Annotated in this window: 20 protein-coding genes; 6 read left to right on the forward strand and 14 right to left on the reverse strand. The window is 55.8% G+C overall.

Features of this window, described 5'->3' with window-relative positions:
• Nucleotides 1-2: 2 nt before the first annotated feature.
• The 5 genes from IMQ33_RS07420 to fdnG all read right to left on the reverse strand — a co-directional run bounded on the left by IMQ33_RS07420 (nt 3) and on the right by fdnG (nt 6,367).
• Complete coding sequence (locus IMQ33_RS07420) at nt 3-653, reverse strand: DcrB-related protein (RefSeq protein ID WP_098929312.1); 651 nt, start codon at nt 651-653, stop codon at nt 3-5.
• Nucleotides 654-834: 181 nt separating this feature from the next.
• Entirely contained in the window at nt 835-1,764 is a 930-nt protein-coding gene (fdhE, locus tag IMQ33_RS07425; RefSeq protein WP_024527317.1) for a formate dehydrogenase accessory protein FdhE, read from the reverse strand.
• The gene (gene fdoI / locus IMQ33_RS07430) at nt 1,761-2,399 is read right to left on the reverse strand and encodes a formate dehydrogenase cytochrome b556 subunit (protein WP_024527318.1); all 639 of its coding nucleotides are present in this window, start codon (nt 2,397-2,399) and stop codon (nt 1,761-1,763) included. The genes fdhE and fdoI overlap by 4 nt, the downstream gene beginning before the upstream one ends.
• Nucleotides 2,396-3,307: a formate dehydrogenase subunit beta gene (fdxH, locus tag IMQ33_RS07435; RefSeq protein ID WP_021807291.1), complete on the reverse strand. Its 912-nt coding sequence runs from the start codon at nt 3,305-3,307 to the stop codon at nt 2,396-2,398. The genes fdoI and fdxH overlap by 4 nt, the downstream gene beginning before the upstream one ends.
• 12 nt (nt 3,308-3,319) lie before the next feature.
• The gene (fdnG, locus tag IMQ33_RS07440; RefSeq protein WP_080673316.1) at nt 3,320-6,367 is read right to left on the reverse strand and encodes a formate dehydrogenase-N subunit alpha; all 3,048 of its coding nucleotides are present in this window, start codon (nt 6,365-6,367) and stop codon (nt 3,320-3,322) included.
• Between the two features lie 173 nt (nt 6,368-6,540).
• On the opposite strand from fdnG, the gene fdhD reads away from it, so the two are divergent.
• From fdhD to IMQ33_RS07465, 5 genes are all read left to right on the forward strand, one after another.
• The gene (gene fdhD / locus IMQ33_RS07445) at nt 6,541-7,368 is read left to right on the forward strand and encodes a formate dehydrogenase accessory sulfurtransferase FdhD (RefSeq protein ID WP_037434388.1); all 828 of its coding nucleotides are present in this window, start codon (nt 6,541-6,543) and stop codon (nt 7,366-7,368) included.
• Nucleotides 7,369-7,496: 128 nt separating this feature from the next.
• Nucleotides 7,497-8,120, forward strand: coding sequence for a superoxide dismutase [Mn] (gene sodA / locus IMQ33_RS07450; RefSeq protein WP_024483271.1), 624 nt, complete (start codon nt 7,497-7,499; stop codon nt 8,118-8,120).
• A 121-nt stretch (nt 8,121-8,241) separates the two neighbouring features.
• Nucleotides 8,242-10,164: a methyl-accepting chemotaxis protein gene (locus IMQ33_RS07455; protein WP_196061663.1), complete on the forward strand. Its 1,923-nt coding sequence runs from the start codon at nt 8,242-8,244 to the stop codon at nt 10,162-10,164.
• A 100-nt stretch (nt 10,165-10,264) separates the two neighbouring features.
• Nucleotides 10,265-10,936: a 6-hydroxyaminopurine reductase gene (gene yiiM, locus IMQ33_RS07460; RefSeq protein ID WP_196061662.1), complete on the forward strand. Its 672-nt coding sequence runs from the start codon at nt 10,265-10,267 to the stop codon at nt 10,934-10,936.
• A gap of 49 nt (nt 10,937-10,985) precedes the next feature.
• Entirely contained in the window at nt 10,986-11,768 is a 783-nt protein-coding gene (locus tag IMQ33_RS07465) for a class I SAM-dependent methyltransferase (protein ID WP_196061661.1), read from the forward strand.
• 52 nt (nt 11,769-11,820) lie between these two features.
• Here the strand turns inward: IMQ33_RS07465 and IMQ33_RS07470 are convergent, their stop codons facing one another.
• A complete protein-coding gene (locus tag IMQ33_RS07470) occupies nt 11,821-12,183 on the reverse strand; it encodes a YibL family ribosome-associated protein (RefSeq protein ID WP_024483275.1) in 363 nt (120 codons plus the stop codon).
• A gap of 67 nt (nt 12,184-12,250) precedes the next feature.
• Complete coding sequence (locus IMQ33_RS07475) at nt 12,251-13,720, reverse strand: PLP-dependent aminotransferase family protein (RefSeq protein ID WP_196061660.1); 1,470 nt, start codon at nt 13,718-13,720, stop codon at nt 12,251-12,253.
• A 137-nt stretch (nt 13,721-13,857) separates the two neighbouring features.
• Between IMQ33_RS07475 and IMQ33_RS07480 the strand changes: the two genes are divergently transcribed.
• Nucleotides 13,858-14,466 (forward strand): LysE family translocator, encoded by a 609-nt coding sequence (locus IMQ33_RS07480; protein ID WP_196061659.1) that lies wholly within the window; start codon nt 13,858-13,860, stop codon nt 14,464-14,466.
• On the opposite strand, the gene IMQ33_RS07485 is transcribed toward IMQ33_RS07480, so the two are convergent.
• From IMQ33_RS07485 to IMQ33_RS07515, 7 genes are all read right to left on the reverse strand, one after another.
• Nucleotides 14,463-15,020 (reverse strand): MltR family transcriptional regulator, encoded by a 558-nt coding sequence (locus IMQ33_RS07485; RefSeq protein ID WP_024483278.1) that lies wholly within the window; start codon nt 15,018-15,020, stop codon nt 14,463-14,465. The two genes, IMQ33_RS07480 and IMQ33_RS07485, sit on opposite strands and share 4 nt — an antisense overlap.
• Before the next feature lie 164 nt (nt 15,021-15,184).
• Entirely contained in the window at nt 15,185-16,333 is a 1,149-nt protein-coding gene (locus IMQ33_RS07490) for a mannitol-1-phosphate 5-dehydrogenase (protein WP_065683439.1), read from the reverse strand.
• Between the two features lie 63 nt (nt 16,334-16,396).
• Nucleotides 16,397-18,313: a PTS mannitol transporter subunit IICBA gene (locus IMQ33_RS07495; protein ID WP_065683438.1), complete on the reverse strand. Its 1,917-nt coding sequence runs from the start codon at nt 18,311-18,313 to the stop codon at nt 16,397-16,399.
• Nucleotides 18,314-18,860: 547 nt separating this feature from the next.
• Nucleotides 18,861-19,580 carry a DUF3053 domain-containing protein gene (locus tag IMQ33_RS07500; protein ID WP_196061658.1) on the reverse strand — a complete coding sequence of 240 codons (720 nt, stop codon included), beginning with the start codon at nt 19,578-19,580 and terminating at the stop codon, nt 18,861-18,863.
• Nucleotides 19,581-19,777: 197 nt separating this feature from the next.
• Nucleotides 19,778-21,847, reverse strand: a complete 2,070-nt coding sequence (gene glyS, locus IMQ33_RS07505) for a glycine--tRNA ligase subunit beta (protein WP_196061657.1) — start codon at nt 21,845-21,847, stop codon at nt 19,778-19,780.
• 8 nt (nt 21,848-21,855) lie between these two features.
• Complete coding sequence (glyQ, locus tag IMQ33_RS07510; RefSeq protein WP_024483285.1) at nt 21,856-22,764, reverse strand: glycine--tRNA ligase subunit alpha; 909 nt, start codon at nt 22,762-22,764, stop codon at nt 21,856-21,858.
• 292 nt (nt 22,765-23,056) lie between these two features.
• Complete coding sequence (locus tag IMQ33_RS07515) at nt 23,057-23,800, reverse strand: LuxR family transcriptional regulator (RefSeq protein ID WP_065683435.1); 744 nt, start codon at nt 23,798-23,800, stop codon at nt 23,057-23,059.
• Nucleotides 23,801-24,101: the final 301 nt, after the last annotated feature.

A 24,101-nucleotide genomic window follows, 5' to 3' on the forward strand; every position in this document is an offset into this window, starting at 1 on the left:
GGTTATTTAACCTGCATGGTATCAATAATTCGCTGTACCAGGGCATGATGTAGATCCGGTGTTTTAGCTGGCGTTAACAGCTGCAACGTCACGACCCGTTTATTGAACACCGTCAACACGATGGTGGAAACCAGTTTTTGGCCGTTGACCGTCTGTTCAGTATCCAGGCGATGGAACTTCTGCTTACCGACGGTGAAATTCTCTTCTTTGGTTTTCTTGATGTTCTGATAGCGGTCAGACAGTTCGGTAATGATGCTTTGCGTCAGCTCTTTGAGCATCGCATCGCTGGTATTGATCTTCATGTCTGGTGGCGGGATCACTTCCGAAGCGACGGTGCGCTGGCGCGATTTGCTGTCGAGGAACAGCTGAATGGTCGACTTGTCGTCGTTGATGATGCCGCTCAGCTTGGTCTGATCGCTGAAACCCGGCGGCAGTTCAAAGGTGATTTGGCCTTTTTGCAGCGAGACGTTCAGGCCGGGGGCGGGCTTGGGTTCTTCCACCGGTGGCGCTGGGGCTGGCGTTACGGGTTGTGTCACAACCGGTTTTGGCGCGGGGGCCGGGACTTCCGGCTTTTTGCTGTCCTGGTTATCGCAGGCTACCAGCCCGGTAAGCAGCACGGCCAGCGCCGCGCCTTTGGCAAGGGTCTTCAACATCATGTCTTCCTTTCGCGTTACGCGTCTTGACGTAACGGTAGCAACTCGCTTCCCGGTTTGCCAGATGTCTAATCCGAAAGTCGTTGCGGCCCCCTCCCATAGGGAGAGGGAGCTGCAAAAGTGATGGACTTGAGTTGAGCAATTACAGTGGCAAGGGGCGAACGAATAAGCCCAACTGTAATTACTCGCCAGGGAACAGGAACGGGTTGATACTGCTGCGCGCAAAGCCTTCCTCTTCCATCTTGGCATCGAGGATAAGCGAAGCCAGATCGTCAGCCACCGCCTCGACCTTCGGGTCCTTCTCCTGATAGAGGATCTTCAGGTAGGTGCCGCAATCGCCACAGCTTTCCGCTTTCACGGCCGCCTGCTCACTTTCCAGTGACCAGTAGTTGAGATCGCCGGTTTGCTCGCAGTTGCTGCATTTCACCCGCACCACGTGCCATTCGCTTTCGCACAGGTTGCAGTGCAGATAGCGCAGGCCGTTCACGGTACCAAGATGCACCACGCTGGAAACCGGGATACTGCCGCAAACCGGGCAGAATTGGCGATGCTCGCCGTACTCGGCCCGTGCCTTGCCAGGGATCTGGCTGGCCATCTGCGCCCAATACAACGACAGCGCCGCCCAAAGGAACGGGGCTTTGTCGCTGCCTACTTTGGCAAACTCGCCTTTCAGCAGGGCGCTGGCCAGCAGCTCCAGCTCATGGGACGAGGATTTCTCCAGGTTATCCAACACCGCCAGCACGTGTTCCGGTGCCTGCGGGCGCAGTTCTGCGATCAGCGATGCCAGCAGCTTGTGCCAGTGTTCGCTGCGTGGATAGACGCTGATGTCCAACGGCGGCTTACCGCTAGCGGCGCTCTGAGTCAGCGTTTCACCGAGATCCAGCTCCAGCGGATTATCGTGGCAGGCGTTGTTCTGCGCTTGCGCAATGCTGGCAGCAAAATTGAGATAGTCACCCAGCGGATGGTCTACGGCCAGTTGCTGCAGACGTTCGGCTCGGCGGGTATAAAGGCTCTTCAAGTTGGCGAAAAGTAACGGCGGAATAGTTTCCGCCGTTGAAGACTTTTCACGCTGTGCCCCTAACTGCTCTTTAGGAACGATGCGGATACTCATCTGGGTTTGTCTTCCTGTTGTTTCTCGCGGACCTCACGGTACCAGCGCGGATGATGCTTCTTGGCCCAGGCAGCCGGCACCCAACCTTCCACCATCGCGGTAATGGTGCCTTTTACCCACAACGCGGCGTAAATGTGCACCATAATCACGATGATCAACCCCACCGCTGCCAACGAATGCACCACCAACGCGATGCGGATCAGCGGAATGGAGAAGGATGGGGCAAAGTATGGCCGCCAGATAACGATACCACTGGCCAGCAACAGCACCAGACTGATGATCGCCGCCCAGAATACGCACTTCTGACCGAAATTATAACGCCCAGTGTCACCCACTTCCTCATTCATGGCGATTTTGTGGATGTTTTTCGCCCAGACGATATCTTCCCGGTTGATCAGGTTGTGCTTCCAGTAGCGCAGGAACATCAGCAGGAACGCGACGAACATCAACACCCCGGTGAAGGGGTGAAGGATGCGTGCCAGCTGTGGCGTACCAAAGATATTCATCAGCCAGTTAAAGGACGGGAACAGGAACCCCAGCCCGCTGACGGCGGCAAAAATAAAGCAGAACGCCACAATCCAGTGGTTAATCCGCTCCGGCGCGCTATAGCGCTGAATTGGCTTTTCCTTCCTCATTTGCGCGTCTCCTCATCATGATGCTCGTCCTTCGGATCCTGCTCTTCCTCTTCTTCAACGCGGTTTGGCCCCACGCCAACGTAATGGAAGATACTGGCCGCAAAGGTGGCAGCAAACCCGATGGCGGCCAACGGCTTCCAGACCCCTTTCCAGAAGGTCACCGCCGGGCTGATGGTCGGGTTATCCGGTAAACCGTGGTACAGCTGCGGTTTATCGGCGTGATGCAGTACGTACATCACGTGGGTGCCGCCCACGCCAGCCGGATCGTACAGACCGGCATTCTGGTAGCCACGGGTTTTCAGTTCATCGACACGTTCCGCCGCGACATTTTTCATCGCTTCTTTGGTGCCGAAGTGGATCGCCCCGGTCGGACAGGTTTTCACACAGGCCGGTTCCTGGCCAACGCCAACGCGGTCGACGCACAGGGTGCATTTGTACACCCGGTTGTCTTCCGCATTCATGCGTGGCACGTCGAACGGGCAACCGGCGATGCAATAGCCGCAGCCGATGCAGTGTTCGGACTGGAAATCGACGATGCCGTTGGCGTACTGGATGATGGCACCTTCCGATGGGCACGCCTTCAGGCAGCCCGGATCGGCGCAGTGCATGCAGCCATCCTTGCGGATCAGCCACTCCAGCTTGCCGTGCTCCTCAACTTCCGAGAAGCGCATCACCGTCCACGATTTGGCGGTCAGATCGGCGGGGTTATCGTAAACCCCGACGTTGTGCCCCACTTCATCGCGGATATCGTTCCATTCAGAACAGGCCACCTGGCAGGCTTTGCAGCCGATACAGGTAGTGACATCGATCAGCTTGGCCACTTCTTCCTGGTGATCGCGCGCGCGCGGTGCCGGGGTGAAGCCATTGGTGGCGGATTTACGAATGATGTCTTGAGATTGCATTGCCATAATTCGTCTCCGTTACACCTTTTCCACGTTAACCAGGAACGCCTTGAACTCTGGCGTTTGCGTATTGGCGTCGCCGACAAACGGCGTCAGCGTGTTGGCGATAAAGCCCTTCTTCGCCACCCCTTCGTAACCCCAGTGGATCGGGATGCCGATGGTGTCCACGTCCTGGCCATTTACCTGCAGAGTACGAATACGTTTGGTCACCACCGCCTTGGCCTTGATATAGCCACGGTTGGAGCTGACTTTTACCGTATCACCCTGCTTGATGCCTTTCTTCTCTGCCAGCTTCTCGCCAATTTCGATGAACTGCTCTGGCTGAGCGATGGCGTTGATCAACGCGTGTTTGGTCCAGTAGTGGAAATGTTCGGTCAGACGATAGGTAGTACCGACATACGGGAACTTGTCGGATTTGCCCATCGCGGCCAGATCGTCTTTGAACACGCGCGCCGCCGGGTTGGACACCACGTTCGGGTGCAACGGGTTGGTGCCGAGCGGCGTTTCAAACGGCTCGTAGTGTTCAGGGAACGGCCCTTCCGCCAGTTTGTCGAGGGCAAACAGGCGGCCCATGCCTTCCGGTTGCATGATAAACGGCCCGACGTCGCTGCCCGGTGCGGCGGCGCTGTAGTCCGGGATATCAACCCCGCCCCACTTGGCACCATCCCACTCCAGCAACTGGCGTTTGGCATCCCACGGTTTACCCGCTGGATCCGCAGACGCACGGTTATACAGGATGCGGCGGTTCAGCGGCCATGCCCAAGCCCAGCCCAGCGTGTTGCCAAGGCCTGAAGGATCGGCGTTATCACGGCGCGCCATCTGGTTGCCCGCTGGCGTCCAACTGCCTGCGAAGATCCAGCAGCCACTTGCCGTGGTGCCGTCATCACGCAGGTGCGCGAAGGTGCTCAGCAGTTCGCCTTTCTTCGCCAACACTTTGCCGTCTGGATCGAGGACATCCGCCAGTGCCCGGCCGTTGCTCTCCATCGCCACTTCTTCTGGCTTCGGATTTTCCGGAGTCAGGTAATCCCAGGACATGTTCAGCAACTGCTCAGGGACCGCGCCGCCGTCACGGGTGTACATTTCGCGCAGGCGCATCAGCAGCCCCGCCAGAATTTCACCGTCGTTCAGCGCTTCCCCTGGGGCATCGGCCCCTTTCCAGTGCCATTGCAGCCAGCGGCCAGAGTTAACGATTGAACCGTTCTCTTCGGCAAAGCAGGTGGACGGCAGGCGGAATACCTCGGTCTGGATTTTCGATGGGTCAACGTCGTTGAACTCATCGTGGTTCTGCCAGAAGTTGGCGGTTTCGGTGTTCAGCGGATCGATGGTCACCAGGAACTTCAGCTTGGCCAGCGAGGCCACCACTTTGTTCTTGTTCGGGAACGACGCAACCGGGTTAAAGCCCTGGCAGATATAGCCATTCACTTTCCCCTGCGACATCATCTCGAAATACTGCAGCACGTCGTAGCCTTTGTCCCACTTCGGCAACCAGTCAAAGCCCCAGCTGTTATCTTTCTGCGCTTTGTCGCCGTAGAAGCTCTTCATCATGCTGACGAAGAATTTCGGGTAGTTGCTCCAGTAGTTTACCTGGCCCGGCAGCAGCGCCTTCGGCGTGTTCGCTTTCAGGTAGGTCTCCAGATCGGCCTGCTTCTCGGAAGGCAGCGTCATATAGCCCGGCAGGCTTTGTGACAGCAGACCCAAATCGGTCAGCCCCTGGATATTGGAGTGGCCGCGCAGGGCGTTCACGCCCCCCCCTGCCATGCCCATGTTGCCAAGCAGCAGCTGGATCATCGCCATGGTACGGATGTTCTGCGCACCGACCGAGTGCTGTGTCCAGCCCAGGGCATAGAGGAACGAGGCCGTCTTGTCGTTGGCGCTGGTTTCGGCGATATATTCGCACACCTTGAGGAAATCCTCGGTTGGCGTGCCGCAGATGTTGGTGACCACCTCTGGCGTATAACGGCTGATGTGCTTTTTCAGCAGGTTCCACACGCAGTTCGGGTCCTGTAGCGTAGTATCACGCTTGGCGAAGCCGTTCTCGTCGAGCTGGTAATTCCAGGTGGTTTTATCGTATTTGCGATTGTCCGCGTCGTAGCCGCTGAACAGGCCGTCGTCAAAGGTGAAGTCTTCCCGCACCAGCAGGCTGGCGTTGGTGTAGGCGTCCACGTATTCGCGGTTAATCTTGTTATTGGTGATCAGGTACAGCAAGACGCCCGACAGGAAAGCAATGTCGGTACCTGAACGGATAGGCGTGTAGAAATCCGCCACGGATGCAGTACGGGTAAAGCGCGGATCGATGACGATCAGCTTGGCTTTATTATGAATTTTGGCTTCCATCGCCCAGCGGAATCCCACTGGATGCGCTTCTGCCGCATTCCCACCCATGACGATAATTAAGTCGGCGTTCTTGATATCAACCCAGTGGTTGGTCATCGCACCGCGACCAAATGTTGGAGCAAGACTTGCTACCGTTGGTCCGTGTCAGACACGCGCCTGGTTATCTACGGCAAGCATGCCGAGAGCGCGACTAAATTTTTGGGTCAGCATACCGGTTTCGTTGCTGGAGGCCGAAGCACACAGCATCCCGGTGGAGAGCCAACGGTTCACCGTTACGCCAGCGGCGTTGGTGGCTTCGAAGTTGGCATCGCGGTCTTCTTTCATCAGTTTGGCGATGCGGGTGAAGGCGTCGTCCCAACTGATGCGTTGCCACTTGTCCGAGCCTGGAGCGCGATATTCTGGGTATTGGAGACGGCTTTCGCTGTGGATGAAATCCACCAGACCTGCACCTTTCGGGCACAGTGCACCACGGTTTACCGGATGGTCTGGATCCCCTTCGATATGGAAGATGCTCTCTTTGGCGTTTTTGGCGCCATCACCAAGGCTGTACATCAACAGCCCACAGCCGACGGAACAATACGTGCAGGTATTACGGGTTTCACGGGCGCGCAGCAACTTGTACTGCCGGGTTTCCGCCAATGCCACCGCCGGGCTAAAGCCCAGTGCGGCCACCGTGGTTCCTGCCATACCGCCAGCGCAGATCTTAAAGAACTGCCTTCTGCTGACCTGCATGGGGGGTCTCCTTTCTCTCTCGTGTTGTCACATTGTTTCAAATGACGCTTTCCCCCTTAAAGCGGGAAGCGCTAAAATCACTATTCTTATGTGGGTATTGGCCAAATGGGCCGCAACGGCGCCGCAATAATACCATAGCAGGCGTAGGGTTGTTACAAACAGGTGCCAGGAAAGTGAACAAAATTAACCAAGAGCAGCCCACAAATGTGAACGCGCTCACGGGCCTGATCCAGGCTCCGGTGTACCAGCGCGGGCAACTGACCACCACAGAGCAAGATTGGCTCGCCGAAGAGGTGCCGGTCGCGCTGGTGTATAACGGTATTTCTCACGTGGTGATGATGTGTACGCCAAAGGATCTTGAGGCGTTCGCCCTCGGTTTTTCCCTCTCGGAAGGGATTATCGACTCACCACGGGATATCTTCAGTATAGAGGTTAATCCCACCTGCAACGGCATGGAAGTACAAATCGAGCTTTCCAGCCGCCGCTTTGCCGGGCTGAAGGAGCGCCGCCGGGCGATGGCTGGCCGCACAGGGTGCGGCGTTTGTGGCATTGAACAGTTGGCGGATATCTTCCGGCCGGTCACACCACTGCCCTTTACCCAGACCTTCTCGCTGGCCAATCTCGATCGCGCCCTCAGCCAGTTGCGCCAGGTGCAGAACGTCGGCCAGTTGACGGGGTGTACCCACGCCGCAGGTTGGATCTCACCGCAGGGTGAACTACTGGGCGGCTGCGAAGACGTTGGCCGCCATGTGGCACTGGACAAAATGATCGGCATACGCGCCAAACAGGGCTGGCAGCAAGGGGCGATCCTGGTTTCCAGCCGGGCCAGCTATGAGATGGTGCAAAAATCCGCCATGTGCGGCGCCGAGATCCTGTTCGTGGTGTCTGCCGCCACCTCGCTGGCGGTGGAAATCGCCGAGCGCAGCAACCTGACATTGGTTGGCTTTAGCAAGCCAGGCCGGGCAACGGTGTTTACTCACCCGCAGCGTATTACCGATTAATCCCTAAACCACACAGTCTGTAGGGCATTGATAATCATTTTCAATATCATTTAATTAATTATAATGCATCATACTGCTTACGCGGTGCTCACATTTTGCGCCGCCCTACACTACTGGAGATGATGATCATGAGTTATTCACTGCCATCCCTACCTTACGCTTACGACGCACTAGAACCGCATTTCGACAAGCAGACGATGGAAATCCATCACACCAAACACCACCAGACCTATGTCAACAACGCCAACACCGTGCTGGAAGCTTACCCTGAGCTGGCTTCGCTGAGCGTAGAAGAGCTGATCCAGGATCTGGATAAAGTCCCTGCAGACAAGCGCACCTTTATGCGCAACAACGCAGGCGGCCACGCTAACCACAGCCTGTTCTGGAAAGGCCTGAAAACCGGCACCACGCTGGGTGGCGATCTGAAAGCCGCTATCGAGCGCGATTTCGGCAGCGTAGAGAAATTCCAGGAAGAGTTCGAGAAAGCCGCCGCCACCCGTTTCGGTTCTGGCTGGGCTTGGCTGGTGCTGAAAGGCGACAAACTGGCCGTGGTATCTACCGCTAACCAGGACAGCCCGCTGATGGGCGAAGCCGTCTCCGGCGCTTCAGGCTTGCCAATCGTTGGCCTGGACGTGTGGGAACACGCTTACTACCTGAAATTCCAGAACCGTCGCCCTGACTACATCAAGGCATTCTGGAACGTGGTGAACTGGGACGAAGCGGCCAAACGCTTCGCCGAAGCCAAGAAATAATTTGGCTTATCTCCGATGATGCCCGCTGATGCGGGCATTTTTTTGCCCGTTGTCCGCTAAAGTTTAACCGCCCCTTGCCGATGCTTTGTTCAATTGACCAACGCCTAAAGAGGGATAAATCATGGCGGCATTGAAAGCTTTGGCAGGAAAAATCGTTCATCTCACCGTAGGTAAAAAGCTCGGACTCGGATTCTCTCTGATGTTGATACTGGCGATCGTTATCGCTGGCACCGGGATAACCTACCTCAATCTTATCGAATCACGCAGCGACCGCATCGATTTCAGCTATCAGTTAACGGGCGAAATCAGTCAGGCTAAATACACCCGAGCCATGTTTAGCCAAAATTACAATACCGACTACCTTGAACGTAACCGCAAACATATCGAGAACGCGTTGCAGTTGGCCAGCCACGCGCAAAACCTGAATTGGGATGCGCAAAGCCGCAAGGATCTGGAGCTTTTGGTGGTGTTGCTGGGTAACTATGAGCAACAACAGAAAATGTTTGCCAAAGCCGTGGTGGATAAAGACGCGGTACGAGCCAGCTGGAACATGTCCGAAGTTCAGGACAGCCTGAGCCAAGTTGAACGCCAACTGGGTGCTGCCGATCTGCAACTGGCGTTTATCCAGTTGAACCAGAAGCTGACCCAGATCCGCTACTATGCCCGTGGCCTGGTGCTGCAACCCAATCGCGACTCCGAAATCCCATTACTCAGCGCTATCGACGACGCCCGTAGCGCCGCCAACACGCTCAGCCAACGCCTGAACGAGTCACAGCGCCCGTTGCTCCAACCTCTGTTGACCGTGCTTGACGAGTATAAAGGCCACATCGCGGCCTACCTGCCCGCCGTTGAGAATGAGATCAAGATCAGTAAACAGCTCGGTGGCTACGCTGACGAGATCGGTACGCTGGTTAACAATTTCATGAAGGATGAGCTGACGCAGACGCACAATAATATCAATACCGCACAGTGGCAGATGGGGATCACCACGGCGATCGCCATCCTTGCTGGCCTACTGGTGTCATGGCGTATCACATTGCAGATCACTCGCCCACTCAACAGCACCCTGGAACTGGCAGAACGCATTGCCAAGGGTGATCTACGCCAGGCGCAAACCAGCACTCGCCGTGATGAACTGGGCCAGTTGCTTAACGCCGTCGCCGCCATGAGCCAGAATCTGCGCGATATGATTGAGAAAATCCAGATGGGGGTCAGCCAGGTCTCCACCGCCGCCGGGGAAATCGCTGCGGGCAATACCGATCTCTCTTCACGTACCGAACAGCAGGCCGCCGCGGTGGAAGAAACCGCCGCCAGCATGGAACAGCTCACCGCTACGGTGAAGCAGAATGCCGACAACGCCCATCACGCTAACCAGCTGGCGACCGATGCCTCGCAAACCGCACAGCAGGGCGGCAAACTGGTCAACAACGTCGTCAGCACCATGCGGGATATTTCTAACAGTTCGCAGCGGATCGCCGAAATTACTACCCTGATCAACGGCATTGCCTTCCAGACCAACATCCTGGCCCTGAACGCCGCCGTAGAGGCAGCCCGGGCAGGCGAGCAAGGGCGCGGTTTCTCGGTTGTTGCCAGCGAAGTCCGCAATCTGGCCCAGCGCAGCGCCCAGGCGGCGAAAGAAATCGAAGGGTTGATCACCGAGTCGGTCAACCGGGTACAGAGCGGTACCGCACTGGTGGAAGACACCGGCAACACCATGGAACAAATCGTCCGCTCGGTCACCCACGTGCGCGATATCATGGCTGAAATAGCCGCCGCCTCCGATGAACAGACCAGGGGCATCGCGCAGATTGGCCAGGCCATCGTGGAAATGGATCACACCACTCAGCAAAACGCCGCACTAGTGGAAGAGTCTGCTGCTGCCGCCGATTCGCTGGAAGAACAGGCCGAAATGCTACTGCAAAGCGTCTCGGTATTCCGCCTGGCAGATAAGGCTGCGCCAGTGGAAACCAAAACTGCCCAGCTCAAATCGCCATCAATGGCCAAACCGAGCGCCAGCGCCGAAGACAACTGGACGACCTTCTAACCCCTCCGCCCGCCCGGTGATCTCCGGGCGGGTTATTCTGTTCCTCCCCCTCGACTCAGGCTATGCTAGACGGCATTAACGAGCGTGAATGGAGGCTAGCATGCACCACCCAGACGTCTATCTCGGTTCGATTCAACCCTATGAAGGTGGCCGCCCCAGCGCTATCGCCAAACGCCTGGTGGAGGGTACGCTGAAGCTTACCCCCTTGGGTCTGGCAGGCGATGAGCAGGCAGAAAAAAGCTACCACGGCGGGCCTGACCGCGCCCTTTGCCACTACCCGCGCGAGCATTACGACCACTGGCGTGAACAGTTCCCCGCTCAGGCAGAACAGTTCTGCGCGCCAGCCTTTGGTGAGAATATTTCGACCCTCGGCCTGACCGAGCATAACGTGTTTATGGGGGATATTTTCCGCTGGGGCGAAGCGCTGATCCAGGTGACCCAACCGCGCTCTCCGTGTTTCAAACTCAATTACCATTTCGCTATCGACGATATTTCGGTACTTATGCAGCAAACCGGCCGCTGCGGCTGGCTGTATCGCGTGGTATCAACTGGGATGGTCAGTGGTGATCAGCCGCTTGAGCTGGTAACCCGCAATAGTGATGTTTCCGTCGCAGAAGCCATCAGCATTGCCTGGCACATGCCGTTCGATGAAGAGCAATACCGTCGTCTACTGTCGGTTGCGGGGCTGTCGGCCAGTTGGAGCAAAACCATGCTGACGCGCATCACCAGCGGCAAAATCGAAGACCTCAACCGCCGTCTGCTTGGCCGTTAATCGGCACCAGGCAGAAGACATCTATCGATCTGGATTAGGGAGCTGCGTTATGGCTACATCACCTCATTCCATTCATCACGCGGCTGCGGCTGGCTATCAGGCCAATGCGGATCGCTACGTTTTAGGCCGCCCGGATTATCCGGCGGAAATCGCCGTTTGGCTGCGTGAGGTACTCGAGCTACAGCCCGGTAAGACCGTCATAGATCTGGGTGCAGGCACCGGCAAGTTCACTCCGCGTCTACTGGAGACCGGTGCCAACGTCATCGCCGTTGAACCGGTGGCGCAGATGCTGGAAAAGCTGGCGGCGGCATTCCCTCAGGTGAAAACGCTGGCAGGTACCGCCGAATCACTCCCGCTGCCGGATGAGTCTGTGGATGCCGTGGTGTGCGCGCAGTCCTTTCACTGGTTTGCCACACGTCAGGCGCTGGCGGAAATTCAGCGCGTGCTGAAACCCGGCGGCAAACTTGGCCTGGTGTGGAATATGCGCGATGCGCGGGTTGGCTGGGTACGCAAACTCAATCAGATAGTCGATCGCCACGAAGGAGATGCGCCGCGTTTTTATACCGGTGAATGGCGCAGGCTGTTTCCTTACCCGGGTTTTGTCCAGCTGCAGGAACAGGTGTTTATGCTGGGGCATAGCGGAGCGCCGGAGGATGTGATTTATAACCGTGTGCGATCCACCAGCTTTATCGCCGCGTTGCCGCAACAACAGCAGGAACAGGTGATCGAACAAATCCGCCAACTGGTGGCAGAGGAAGAGGAGCTGCGGGGGAAGGAAACGCTCACGGTGCCTTACCACACCTGCGCGTTCTTTACGACTAAAGCCGGATAAAGCAACCCGGAGAACATCGTCAGGCTAAGACGATGTTCTCCGGGGCTGGTTATCAGAACGCTTTTTTGGCGTAGCCGGTAACCACTTTCAGGCCCATCTCGCGGCCAAGTGCGGTCATTGGGTGCACCACGATCAGGCCACGGGCGCTTTTCTTCAGCGTGCCCATATCCGCCTGCTCTTTCTTGGTGATCTCACGGCTGAACGGCAGTTGGCTCAACTTCTGCGCTTCCGCACTCAGTTTTTCCACGCGCACGTTTTTCAGGCGCTCGATCTCGGTCTTCAGCTTCTCTTTTTCTTTGAGATGTTGCGCAATCAGGTCGGTGTTACCCTGCTGGATCACCACGGTGTCTTTGTGGTTCAGTGCGTCCAGCAAATCGCTCAGGCGCTTAATCTCGGCTTTTTCTTTCTCTTTCATCGTCTCTGGCCTGTTTTGTTCTATGGCGTAAAAAATATTCCGCTAGTGTAGCAAAATGCACGGCAGGTTACTCCTCACCTTGCGCAATTCCCGCAGGCAGGCCGCTCATCTCACAGGCTTTTGCCCCCACCCGCGCCAGCGCCTGGGTATAACGGGCGTTAAATGGATAGCAGCAGGAGAGGCGCAGGCCGTTATGATAACGCCCGCTTGGAGAATATAGCGTTCCGGGCGTCAGACAGATCTGCTCATCCAGCAACTGATGGAACAGCACCACCGTGTCCACCCCTGGTGGGAACTCCACCCAGAACACAAACCCACCGGCAGGCTGGGTAGCTCTTGTCCCGCACGGGAAATGGCGGGCAATCAGCGCCCTGGCCTCTTCCACCTGCGCCGCATAGCGTTTGCGCAAATTGCGCAGATGATGATCGTATCCCCCCGCCTCCAGGAACATAGCCAGCGTCTCTGACAACAAGTGCGACTCCGACATCGAAGACACCGCCTTCAGCTTGCGCAGCGCATCACTGAACCGCCCTCCGACCACCCAGCCGATGCGGAAATCCGGTGCCAGCGTTTTAGTGAAGCTGGAGCAAAACAGCACCCAGCCGTCGCTATCGAACGCCTTCACCGCCGGGCTGAGCGCGCTGCCAAATTGCAGCTCGGCATACAGCCCATCTTCGATCAGCGGCACTTGATGATCGTTCATCAAGCGTGCCAACCGTTTTTTCGACGCCAGCGGCATGGTGCAGCCCAGCGGATTCTGTATCGTCGGCATGGCGATGACCGCATTCAGCCGTTTCTCCTGCAGCAGCAACTCCAGCGCATCCAGCGACAGGCCATGCTGCGGGTCGGTGGGGATTTCCAGCGCTTTCAACCCCAGGCTGGCGAGCAGCGGCAACAGGTAAAAATAGGTAGGCGACTCCAACCCCACGCAGTCGCCCGGCTTGGTGGTCACCCTGAGCGCCAGCTGCAAGGCTTCCATGCAACCGTGCGTCAGCGTGATGTCACTCGGCTCCAGCAACATGCCCAACGTCATCGAGCGCCGGGCGATCTGTTGGCGCAACCGCAGGCTGCCCGGCGGCAAAGCGTATTGGCCAATCAGATTAGGCTGGCGGCGTAACTGCGATGACAACATCCGCCCCAGCTTGCCACCGGGATAAAAATCCACGGTTTGCGGGCAGGCGAGCGACAAATTGGTGAAGGCCGGGTTCTGCTGGGCGGCGAAAACCGTATCGATCAGGGCCAGCACATCATCCGCCGGTTGCTCTACCCGGTTGCTGGGTGCCGACGCCGTTTTCAACGCAGGCAAGGTCGCCCGCACGTAAAAGCCAGACTGTGGCCGTGCCTCGATCAGCCCCCGGTCTTCCAACTGGCGATAGGCTGCCACCACGGTATTGATGCTGACGCTGTGGCTCTGTGCGCAGCGGCGCACCGAAGGCAGGCGGCTACCGGGCGGTAAAGTGCCACGGTGGATAGCGGCCGACAATGTCTCCGCCAGTTGCAGGTAGCGGGTTTCCGGGATCTCGTCGAGCAGGGTCACAATTTCTCTCCAGGCAATGGGTACAGTTAGAAATCAGCGTAACTGTAACCATGACAATAGCTTATTTCTGGCTCTGTCACCATCACCCCATAGCCCTTATGCTGATGATCACCCCCAATCATGTATGGAAAAACCTTATGCTGGACTCTGCTTTTATCAGTTACGTGACCGTGATGTCGATTACTCCTGGCCCCAATAACCTGCTGCTCGCCTCGTCCGGCGTCAATTTCGGCCTGCGGCGTACCCTGCCGATGGTGTTTGGTATCAGCCTGGGCTGTGCAACACAGTTAGCCCTCACCACGCTATTGCTGGCGCTGATCCTTAACTGGGCCGATACCATCCGCTTTCCGCTGGCGGTAATGGGCTGTGCGTACCTGCTGTGGCTATCGTGGAAACTGTATAAGGCGGCCTCACCGGATGCAAAACAGCAGACGCGGCCAATGCACTTTATTGGCGGAGCCTTGTTCCAGGCGGTCAACCCGAAAGCCTGGCTGATGGCTATCAACGTGGCAATCCTGTTCACGCCTCATGAGGGAGCGTCGCTACATCAAACGCTTTTAACCATTGCAGGCTTCACCGCGGTGAATATCCCCTGCATCTTGATTTGGGCGTTGATGGGCGATCGGCTACGCCACGCTCTGCGTGTGACCTGGAAACTGCGGTTATTTAACGGCGTGATGGCGAGCTTAATGGCAGCAACCGCGTTATGGCTGCTGTTTGACGAATGGCGGACGCTGATGGCTTAAGGCTTTTGAGCACCGAGCGGGGAGAGCCGGGAGGGCTGTTTGGCGCCGATTTCCGCCAGCAGCTCGGTAATCGACAGCACCATGGTGGAGCGTACCATCTGCTGGTAACGCTGGTGTTGCATGGCGATCAACGATTCATCCGCCTCGCCGGGCTGTAGAAAAGTGGGAACCGGCGGCAAAGCGCTGACGCAGTGGAGCTCACCGAAGGGGCCGAGTATCTCATCATCAATAAAGCGATATTCCGAACCGTCGTGGTTCAGCTCTTCACGCATCGCCATCAGCAGTTCGGCATCTTCGTATTCGTGGCGGGAAATCACCCCCAGCCCGTACATCAGCTTCAGACGAACCGAAAGTTCACCAAGCGGCCCGGCACCGGACAACAGAGGTTCGACGGCATATTTCACCGCATAGTCATCTTTACGGAAAACCTGCACCACCAGGACGTTAAGCGCTTCTGCCAACAGCTCGACCGCTGCAATCAGAAAACTGCGCACCGTCTTGCCAGCGTTCAGCTTTTCCAGAACCTTGTTTTCGAATGCCTGTGTCTCGATCATCTTCGCTTTTCGAATCGCGTGGGTGGTGTGGTCACTCGGGCGCTCCCCGTTAACCGCAGGGAGTGAGCCCGAATGGGGGGCAAAGACGCCTTGCCCCCTCACCCTACCCCTTATCCGTGGGGAAAGGGAATGAGTTTGCTTACACTGGTTTGATATCACAGCGTTTACTGCAAGGCGTTATACACAGCAACCGCCTCTTCCACAACCTTGCTGTCGGCCGGTAAACCGGAAATTTGCGCCAGCGCGGCTTTTGGACCCAGTTTTGTCAGCAAGTCTACCAGTTCTTGTGCCTGTGGGTCCTGCTCGCTGCGGTAGCTCATGGCGGCGGCAATTCCCTTGATCAGGTTGGCGTGCGGCAAGCCGTATTCCAACGTGCCCAATAACGGCTTGATCAGGCGATCGCCCGCGCTCAGTTTGCGCAGCGGCTGACGGCCTACACGCTCTACGTCATCGTGCAGATACGGGTTTTCGAAGCGGGACAGGATTTTGTTGATATAGGCGGCATGCTTGTCGGCGTCAAAACCGTAGCGCTTGATCAGCACCGCACCGCTCTCTTGCATCGCCCCTTTGACCACCTGGCGGATGACCGGATCGAGGATCGCATCACGAATGGTCAACAGCTTGGCGCGCTGGCCCAGGTAGGCGGTGATCGCATGGCCGGTATTGAGGGTAAACAGCTTACGCTCAACAAACGCCATCAGGTTGTCGGTCAGTTCCATGCCGGCGATGGCTGGCGGTTGGCCCTTGAATTGGGTCTGATCGACGATCCACTCGCTGAAGGTTTCTACCGTCACTTCCAGCGGATCGTTGCTGCCCGCCTCTGCAGGCGGCACGATACGGTCTACGGCAGAATCGACAAAGCCGATATGCTGCTCAACCCAGGCCTGTTCATCCTGTGGCAGTGCGTCGAACACGTGCTGCTTGAGCTGGCTGGTGCCACGCACCATGTTTTCACAGGCGATGATATTCAGCGGCTGAGTATTGCCTTGCTGATGGCGCAGGGTCAGGCCTTTGGCGATAGTCCCGGCAATTCTGGCGAGGATCTGCGGACCAACGGCGGTCGTGACGATATCGGCCTGGGCAATCAGGGCCACCGCCTCTTCGCTACCGCTGTTAACGGCACTGACGTTATTCACCTCTTCAACGCGCGCCTGCTCGCCCACCACATGTACCTGGTAGCTTTTGCGTTGGTTCAACGCGTCCAGCACCGTCTGGTTAACGTCAGCAAAAGTCAGTTCGGCGTGCGCGTCGGCAAGCAGTTTGCCAATAAAGCCACGGCCAATATTACCGGCTCCGAAGTGTAATGCTTTCATATTCCACCCTTTCTTAAATGTAGAAAGGTGCAGCAAGCTGCACCCTTTAAAATAATTCTGTTATCAGGCCTTCTTGCCGCCCAGCAAATCCAACACTTCCTGGACGCTGGTGGTATTCGCCAGCCGCTCGATGACGGTTTCATCATCCAACGCATTGGTCAGGCTGGTGATCACCTGGATATGCTCGTTGTTACGCGCCGCGATACCGATAACCAGGCGTGCAACTTCATCCTCTTCGTCACCGAAACGTACGCCCTGCGGATACTGGCAGAACACTACGCCGGTGCGCAGCACGCGGTCTTTGGCTTCGATGGTGCCATGCGGCACGGCAATGGATTCGCCCAGATAGGTAGAGGTCAGCTTTTCACGTTCCAACATGGCCGGAACATATTCTGGCTCGACATAGCCGCCCTTCACCAGTTGCTCACCGGCAAAGCGAATGGCCTGCTCTTTATCAATGGCCTGCAAGCCGAGGAACACGTTGCTTTCACCCAGTTTGAACAGGTTCTGTTCGCTGGCGTCAAAGCTGTCATCCAGGGTGGAGATAACCTTCTGCTCGGTTTCGCTGGTCTTGTTAGCGGCCACCAGACGGGCGGTCAAATCACTGTACAGATGGCTATCCAGGAAGTTGGTCAGCGAGATGTGCTGGGCCTGCGGCGCATGGCGCATCGCACGCTCGGTCAGATCGCGGTGAGTGATTACCAGATCCACATCTTCCGGCAGGCTGTTGATCGCGCTATTGGTTACGGAGATATTCTTCAGCCCCGCGTCCGCCACTTTCTTGCGCAGCACGCCGGCACCCATGGCGCTGGAGCCCATACCCGCATCGCAAGCTACGATGATTTTACGCACGGTGCTCAGATCGCCGTCTACCGCTGCGTTTACCGCGGCACCACCTTTAGACTGGGCTTTCATGTCCTGGATACGGCGGGTCGCCTCTTCCAGATCGTCTTCCTCTTTCACTTTCGAGGTTTTCAACAGGAAAGATGAGACCACAAAGGAGACCAGGAACGCCGCAAATACCGCCGCCAGGTTGGCGAAGTAGGCGCCTTTTGGCGTCATCGCCAGCACCGCCAGGATAGAACCAGGGGAAGCAGGAGATACCAGGCCGCCGTTCAGCAGAGTCAGGGTGAATACGCCGGTCATACCGCCCAGAATAACCGCCAGGATCAGGCGTGGATTCATCAGCACGTATGGGAAGTAGATTTCGTGGATACCACCCAGGAAGTGGATGATCGCCGCACCGCCAGCAGACTGCTTGGCACTACCACGGCCAAAGAACATATAGGCCATCAGCACGCCCAAACCTGGGCCTGGGTTGGCTTCGATCAGGAAGAAGATTGATTTACCGGTTTCCGTCGCCTGCTGGATGCCCAGCGGTGAGAAGATACCGTGGTTGATGGCGTTGTTCAGGAACAGGATTTTCGCCGGTTCAACGAAGATCGAGGTCAATGGCAGCAGGTTGTTGACCACCATGATATGCACGCCAGCCGCCAACACTTTGGACAGCGCTTCAACCAATGGCCCGATACCCATAAAGGCCAGGATTGCCAACAGCATACCGATGATGCCAGCGGAGAAGTTGTTGACCAACATCTCGAAGCCGCTCTTGATCTTACCGTCGACCCAACGGTCAAAATGCTTGATTGCCCAACCACCCAGCGGCCCAACAATCATGGCACCGAGGAACATCGGCATGTCTGCACCGACGATCACGCCCATGGTGGTGATGGCACCGACCACACCGCCACGCTCGCCGCCCACCAGTTTACCGCCGGTATAACCGATCAGCAGTGGCAGCAGGTAGGTGATCATTGGCCCAACCAGCTTGGCTAACGTCTCGTTTGGCAGCCAGCCGGTAGGAATGAATAGCGCAGTGATGATACCCCAGGCGATGAATGCGCCAATGTTGGGCATCACCATGTTACTCAGGAAACGGCCAAAGTTTTGCACTTTAACCTTGATGTCTGGTGAAAACATAAACACACCCCTATTGTTACGCGCTGACAATAAGAGCGCGCGATAATTGTTGTAACGTTCTAGCCCTGTTGATGCTGTTTGCGAAACGGACTCTACCACGCTCTTTTTACTACGCGAACTTCACGGAATTTTTGTGATCACCATCACTAACATTGCCCCCATACCCCGGTGTATTTAGTGATGTTCATCACACTTATCCGGTGTAAAAAAAATACAACGCGAAGATATACCGGCGAAATGCGACAAAAACGTGACATTAGTCACATTTACACCCCTGCTGTTTGTTTTTGAAATGTGACAAACATCACAATTTATTTTACATCCGACCACCGTGCCGTGGCCTGAAATGACATCTTCCCTGTGGGCATCCACACCGTCGGGAAATAACCATGGCGTGGATGAAAGAAAACTACATTAAGAGATGTGATGAATAAGTGAAGTGTAGTACAGAAAATACGTGGGGGAGGGAGGGGCAAGGAGTTGGAAAAAAGCGGAATAATGTATGTGGTACCAAACGCTGGCCCACATACATTGTTTAGAACGAAGGTTACTGCATTACCGCCTGCACGGTTTTCTGTGCGTTCAGCAAGTCCTGCTGTTTGGCCACCAGATTGGACATCATGGTGTTGTACTGCGTCGCCTGCTGCTGGGTGCGGAACTGTACGCCGCCGTTGTTGAAGCTGACCTGATTGCCCTGAGCCTGCAGGAAATCACCTACCTGTACCAGGTCCTGGACAAAACCGGCGGTGGTTGGGATCGCTGGCATCAGCGCATTGGCCGGTGCGGTAACAATCTTGTCATACGCCTGGTTGTATACCGTTTTCAGATCGTCCGGCTGTTTCAGCGCCGCACGAGCGGTATCCGCCTGTGCCTTGGCAGTCTGGATCTGCTGGCCTAGCAGGTTTAACGCGCCGATCGACTGTTGCAGACTATCGCGCTTGCTCATATAGTCCTGCGCGGTACGGATCTGATTAACCTGCTCCAGCGCCGGGGTCAGGCTGGCGTCCACCGACTTCGTCAACTGCTGGGAAAAACCCACCAGAATGGCATAATCGCCGGTATAAGCACCGAATTTCTGTTTCTGATCTTCGCTCAACGTCGGGATATGTACGCCACTGCGCATGACCGTATTCTGTAAGTAATCAACGAATGCCTTGCGTTGCTCCGGCTCTTTATCGCCGCAGGCGGTCAGTTGCATAACCACCAACAATGCCAACACCGGTGCCAGCCAACGCGCGAAACTTCTGCTCTGGATCCCTACAGCCATGTGACATAACTCCTGTTATAAACGTGTCTTTTATCAGATTCCATGCCGTCTGCCGCCCTCCGTGCGTCTAAAGAATAGATCAACTGCCAGCGATACGAAATGTGATTATGCGAGGTACTCAGAATAACCTATCGTTTCGCTGCCGCCATCAGAGATGAAAAAGCGCCCGCAGGCGCTTTTTCTTGGGCTTTACACCATTATTGCAGCACGGAGATATCCGCGACCTGCAGGAACAGCTCACGAAGCTTGCTCAGCAACGTCAGGCGGTTCACGCGCACCGCTTCATCTTCTGCCATCACCATCACGCTGTCGAAAAACGCATCCACGGTTTCACGCAGTGCGGCCAGTTCTACCAGCGCTTCCTGGTAGCGGCCTTCCGCAAAGAACGGTTGCAGCTTATCGCGCAGCACCACCAAGTGGGTTGCCAACTTCAGCTCGGCCGGTTCTTTCAATACCGAAGCGTGGACCTGGTCCAGCAGCGTATCGTTGGATTTGGCCAGGATATTGGAAACGCGCTTGTTGGCCGCCGCCAATGCCGCTGCTGCTTCCAGCGTACGGAAATGCGTCACCGCTTTTACCCGCGCATCGAAGTCGGCTGGCTTGGTTGGACGACGTGCCAATACGGCCTGGATGGTATCCACCGCATGGCCTTCTTCCTGATACCAGGCGCGGAAACGGCCCAGCATAAAGTCGACAACCTCGTCCACCACCTTGGCGTTGGTCAGCTTGTCACCATACAGGCGGACAGCTTCTTCGGTCAGGGTTTGCAGATCCAGCGGCAGGTTTTTCTCAACGATAATACGCAGCACGCCCAGCGCAGCACGGCGCAGTGCGAACGGGTCTTTATCACCTTTTGGATGTTGCCCGATGCCGAAGATCCCGGCCAGGGTGTCCATCTTGTCGGCAATCGCCAACGAGCAGGCCACCAACGATTGCGGCAGTTCATCACCGGCAAAGCGTGGCTGGTACTGTTCGTTCAACGCCACTGCCACGTCTTCAGCTTCACCGTCGTGGCGCGCATAGTGCATGCCCATGACGCCTTGGGTGTCGGTGAATTCGAACACCATGTTGGTCATCAGATCGCACTTAGACAGTAGCCCGGCACGCGTAGCGTGGTTGACGTCAGCCCCGATCTGGCCGGCGATCCAGCCTGCCATGGCCTGGATACGGTCGGTCTTGGCGCGCAGGGTGCCCAGTTGCTGTTGGAACAGCACGGTTTCCAGACGCGGCAGATTGTCTTCCAGGCGTTGCTTGCGATCGGTATTGAAGAAGAATTCGGCATCAGCCAGACGTGGGCGCACCACCTTCTCGTTACCGGAGATGATTTGCTGCGGATCTTTCGACTCGATATTGGCGACGAAGATAAAGTTTGGCAGCAGTTTGCCCGCGGCGTCATACACCGGGAAATACTTCTGATCGCCCTTCATGGTGTACACCAGCGCTTCCGCAGGCACCGCCAGGAATTTCTCTTCGAACTTGGCGGTCAGCACCACTGGCCATTCGACCAACGAGGTAACCTCTTCCAGCAGGCTCTCGCTCAGATCGGCTTTACCGCCAATCTGTTGTGCAGCCAGCTCGGCATCGCGCTTGATCAACGCTTTACGGGTTTGATAATCCGCCACCACTTTGCCGCGCTCCAACAGGATCTGCGGGTATTGATCGGCGTTATCGATGCTGAACTCGGCTTCACCCATAAAGCGGTGGCCGCGAATAGTGCGTGCTGAGTCGATACCCAGCACGGTGCCAGGGATCAGTTCTGCCCCCAGCAGCATGGTCACGGTATGCACAGGGCGGACGAACTGGGTTTCTTTATCGCCCCAGCGCATCAGTTTCGGGATTGGCAGCTTGGACAGCGCGGTGCTCACCATACCGGCCAGCAGTTGCTGGGCAGATTGGCCTGGCACATGGGCGCGATACAGCAGCCATTCGCCTTTATCGGTCACCAGGCGCTCGGCCTGATCGACGGTAATACCGCAGCCACGCGCCCAACCTTCGGCCGCTTTGCTCGGTTTGCCTTCGGCATCGAACGCCTGGGCAATGGCTGGACCGCGTTTTTCAACTTCACGATCGGCCTGCGCAGCACTCAGATCCGTCACTTTCAACGCCAGGCGGCGCGGAGCGGCAAACCACTTCACTTCGCCATGTTCCAGGCCAGCGTTGTCCAGTTCAGCGGAAAAGTTGGCAGCAAAGGCTTCTGCCAGTGAGCGAAGAGCCTTCGGCGGCAGCTCTTCCGTGCCGATTTCCACCAGGAAAGTCTGTTGTGTCATAGCTGCCTCTACTTCTTGTTACACATTGGGAAGCCCAGCGCTTCGCGGGAAGCGTAGTAGGCCTCGGCAACGGCTTTGGTCAGCGTGCGAATACGCAGAATATAGCGCTGACGCTCGGTAACCGAGATCGCCTTGCGTGCATCCAACAGGTTGAAGGTATGAGCAGCCTTGAGGATACGTTCATAAGCCGGCAGTGGCAGCGGTTTCTCCAATGCCAGCAGCGTTTGCGCTTCCTTCTCATACTGCTCGAAGCAGGAGAACAGGAAATCGACATCGGCGTATTCGAAGTTATAGGTGGACTGCTCCACTTCGTTCTGATGGAACACGTCGCCGTAGGTGGTAACGCCCAACGGGCCGTTGCTCCACACCAGATCGTAGACGCTGTCCACGCCCTGGATGTACATCGCCAAGCGTTCCAGACCGTAGGTGATCTCGCCGGTGACCGGTTTGCACTCCATACCGCCAACCTGCTGGAAATAGGTAAACTGCGTGACTTCCATGCCGTTTAACCACACTTCCCAACCCAGACCCCAGGCGCCGAGCGTCGGGTTTTCCCAGTTGTCTTCCACAAAGCGGATATCGTGGATGGTCGGATCCAGACCCAGTTCCTTCAAGGAACCCAGGTAGAGTTCCTGAATGTTTTCTGGCGATGGCTTAATCACCACCTGGAATTGGTAGTAATGCTGCAGGCGGTTCGGGTTTTCCCCGTAACGGCCGTCGGTTGGGCGGCGTGAAGGTTGCACATAGGCGGTGGCCATTGGCTCCGGGCCCAGTGCACGCAGGCAGGTCATCGGGTGGGATGTCCCCGCGCCAACTTCCATGTCCAGCGGTTGCACGATGGTGCAGCCCTGGCGCGCCCAATAGTCCTGTAGTGTCAGGATCAGACCCTGAAAGGTCTTGGTATCAAACTTTTGCATGTTGATTTCGCACGCGATACAAGTGGATTTAACAGAATGGGTCAGTATACCCGTTGACCGTAAGATATACAGCCAGAATCCCGCAGCAAGTGTCAATCTTCGTGAAAAAAGCGCGCTTCGCGGCCAGTTAGGAAGGGATCGGGTTGATAGCTGTTGCCTGAACGGGGTTGAGCCAGGCGATAGGCCCCAATTTAGGGTTGGCTTAAGCAACGGTGTGTAATACCGCAACACCACCCGACAATGATCATCGACACGTTCAAGCCGGAAGGCAACGTTGAGCTCTTGATCACTCTCATTCCCGATCGGAAAACACCGGCCTGATGAGCTTCAGTTCAACGCCAAGCCTGATGGCATGTTTGGCATTGGTAACGCCTAATTTTTTGACCACGTTGCCGATATGATATTTTACTGTGGTGAGCTTGATCCCCAAAATCAGCGCAATTTCCTGATAGGATTTTCCCATGCTTGCCCAGTAAATCACCTCATTCTCGCGCTTGGAGAGCAGCTCTTTTTGGTTGATTTGGTCATAATCGCTGGTGTTATTCAGTTCGTGATAAAGTGCGATTAATTTATCATGCACGGTGATCAACAGCATTTGCAGTTTATGTTGGTTCTCTTTGAGAATCTCTTCTATATTTTCGTCACAGGAATCATCCATAATAAGAGACAGCACCACCAGATTATTGTTGTGATCGTGCAACACAAACGTATAGCCATTGATGACATTATAGTTCTTGGCCATATCAAAAATATTGGGGTATTTTGCCCCGGAGCTGATCGTAATACTTTCATCCCAGAAGAAAGGGGTCACTCGGCGGGATGTGGCAATCAATACCGGATCGATGAACTGGTAGTTATTTGCGGTATAAAACTCAAACCATTCTGTTTTGTTGGAAATAATGGCGAAGTCGGCAGGATTTATTTTGCTCATGATCGCATAAGCGTACTTTATGCTGTTATACTCTTGTAAGTTCACTTCCAAATAGCTCTTTATGACTGAGTTAATAAATTCATTATTAAAGAATAAACTCGGCACGCAAAGTCTCCTTATTGAAATTCCCGTTACAAATTTCAGAGCACAGCATAGAAGTAATATTTTATCATAAAAAAAACAGAAAACTAATAGTAAGTAAAAAAATTCCGTGAGCCTTTAAGCAATAACACCGTGAAGATTTTAATGCTTGATATATTTAATGAAATCACTGTGCTTTTTTAACCACACTCACCCCAAGACATCAAAACCTGATTTTTTCGCTGCGTTAATAACGAGTTTGCGACAGTTTGCGTGATAAACGTTTAGTTGCTGAAGTGTTTTAAATTGGGTGTTTTTTTGCCAA

The organism is Serratia sp. Res13-Sevr-LER1-36-b, assembly GCF_015673035.1.
GTDB classification, from domain to species: Bacteria; Pseudomonadota; Gammaproteobacteria; order Enterobacterales; family Enterobacteriaceae; genus Chania; species Chania fonticola_C.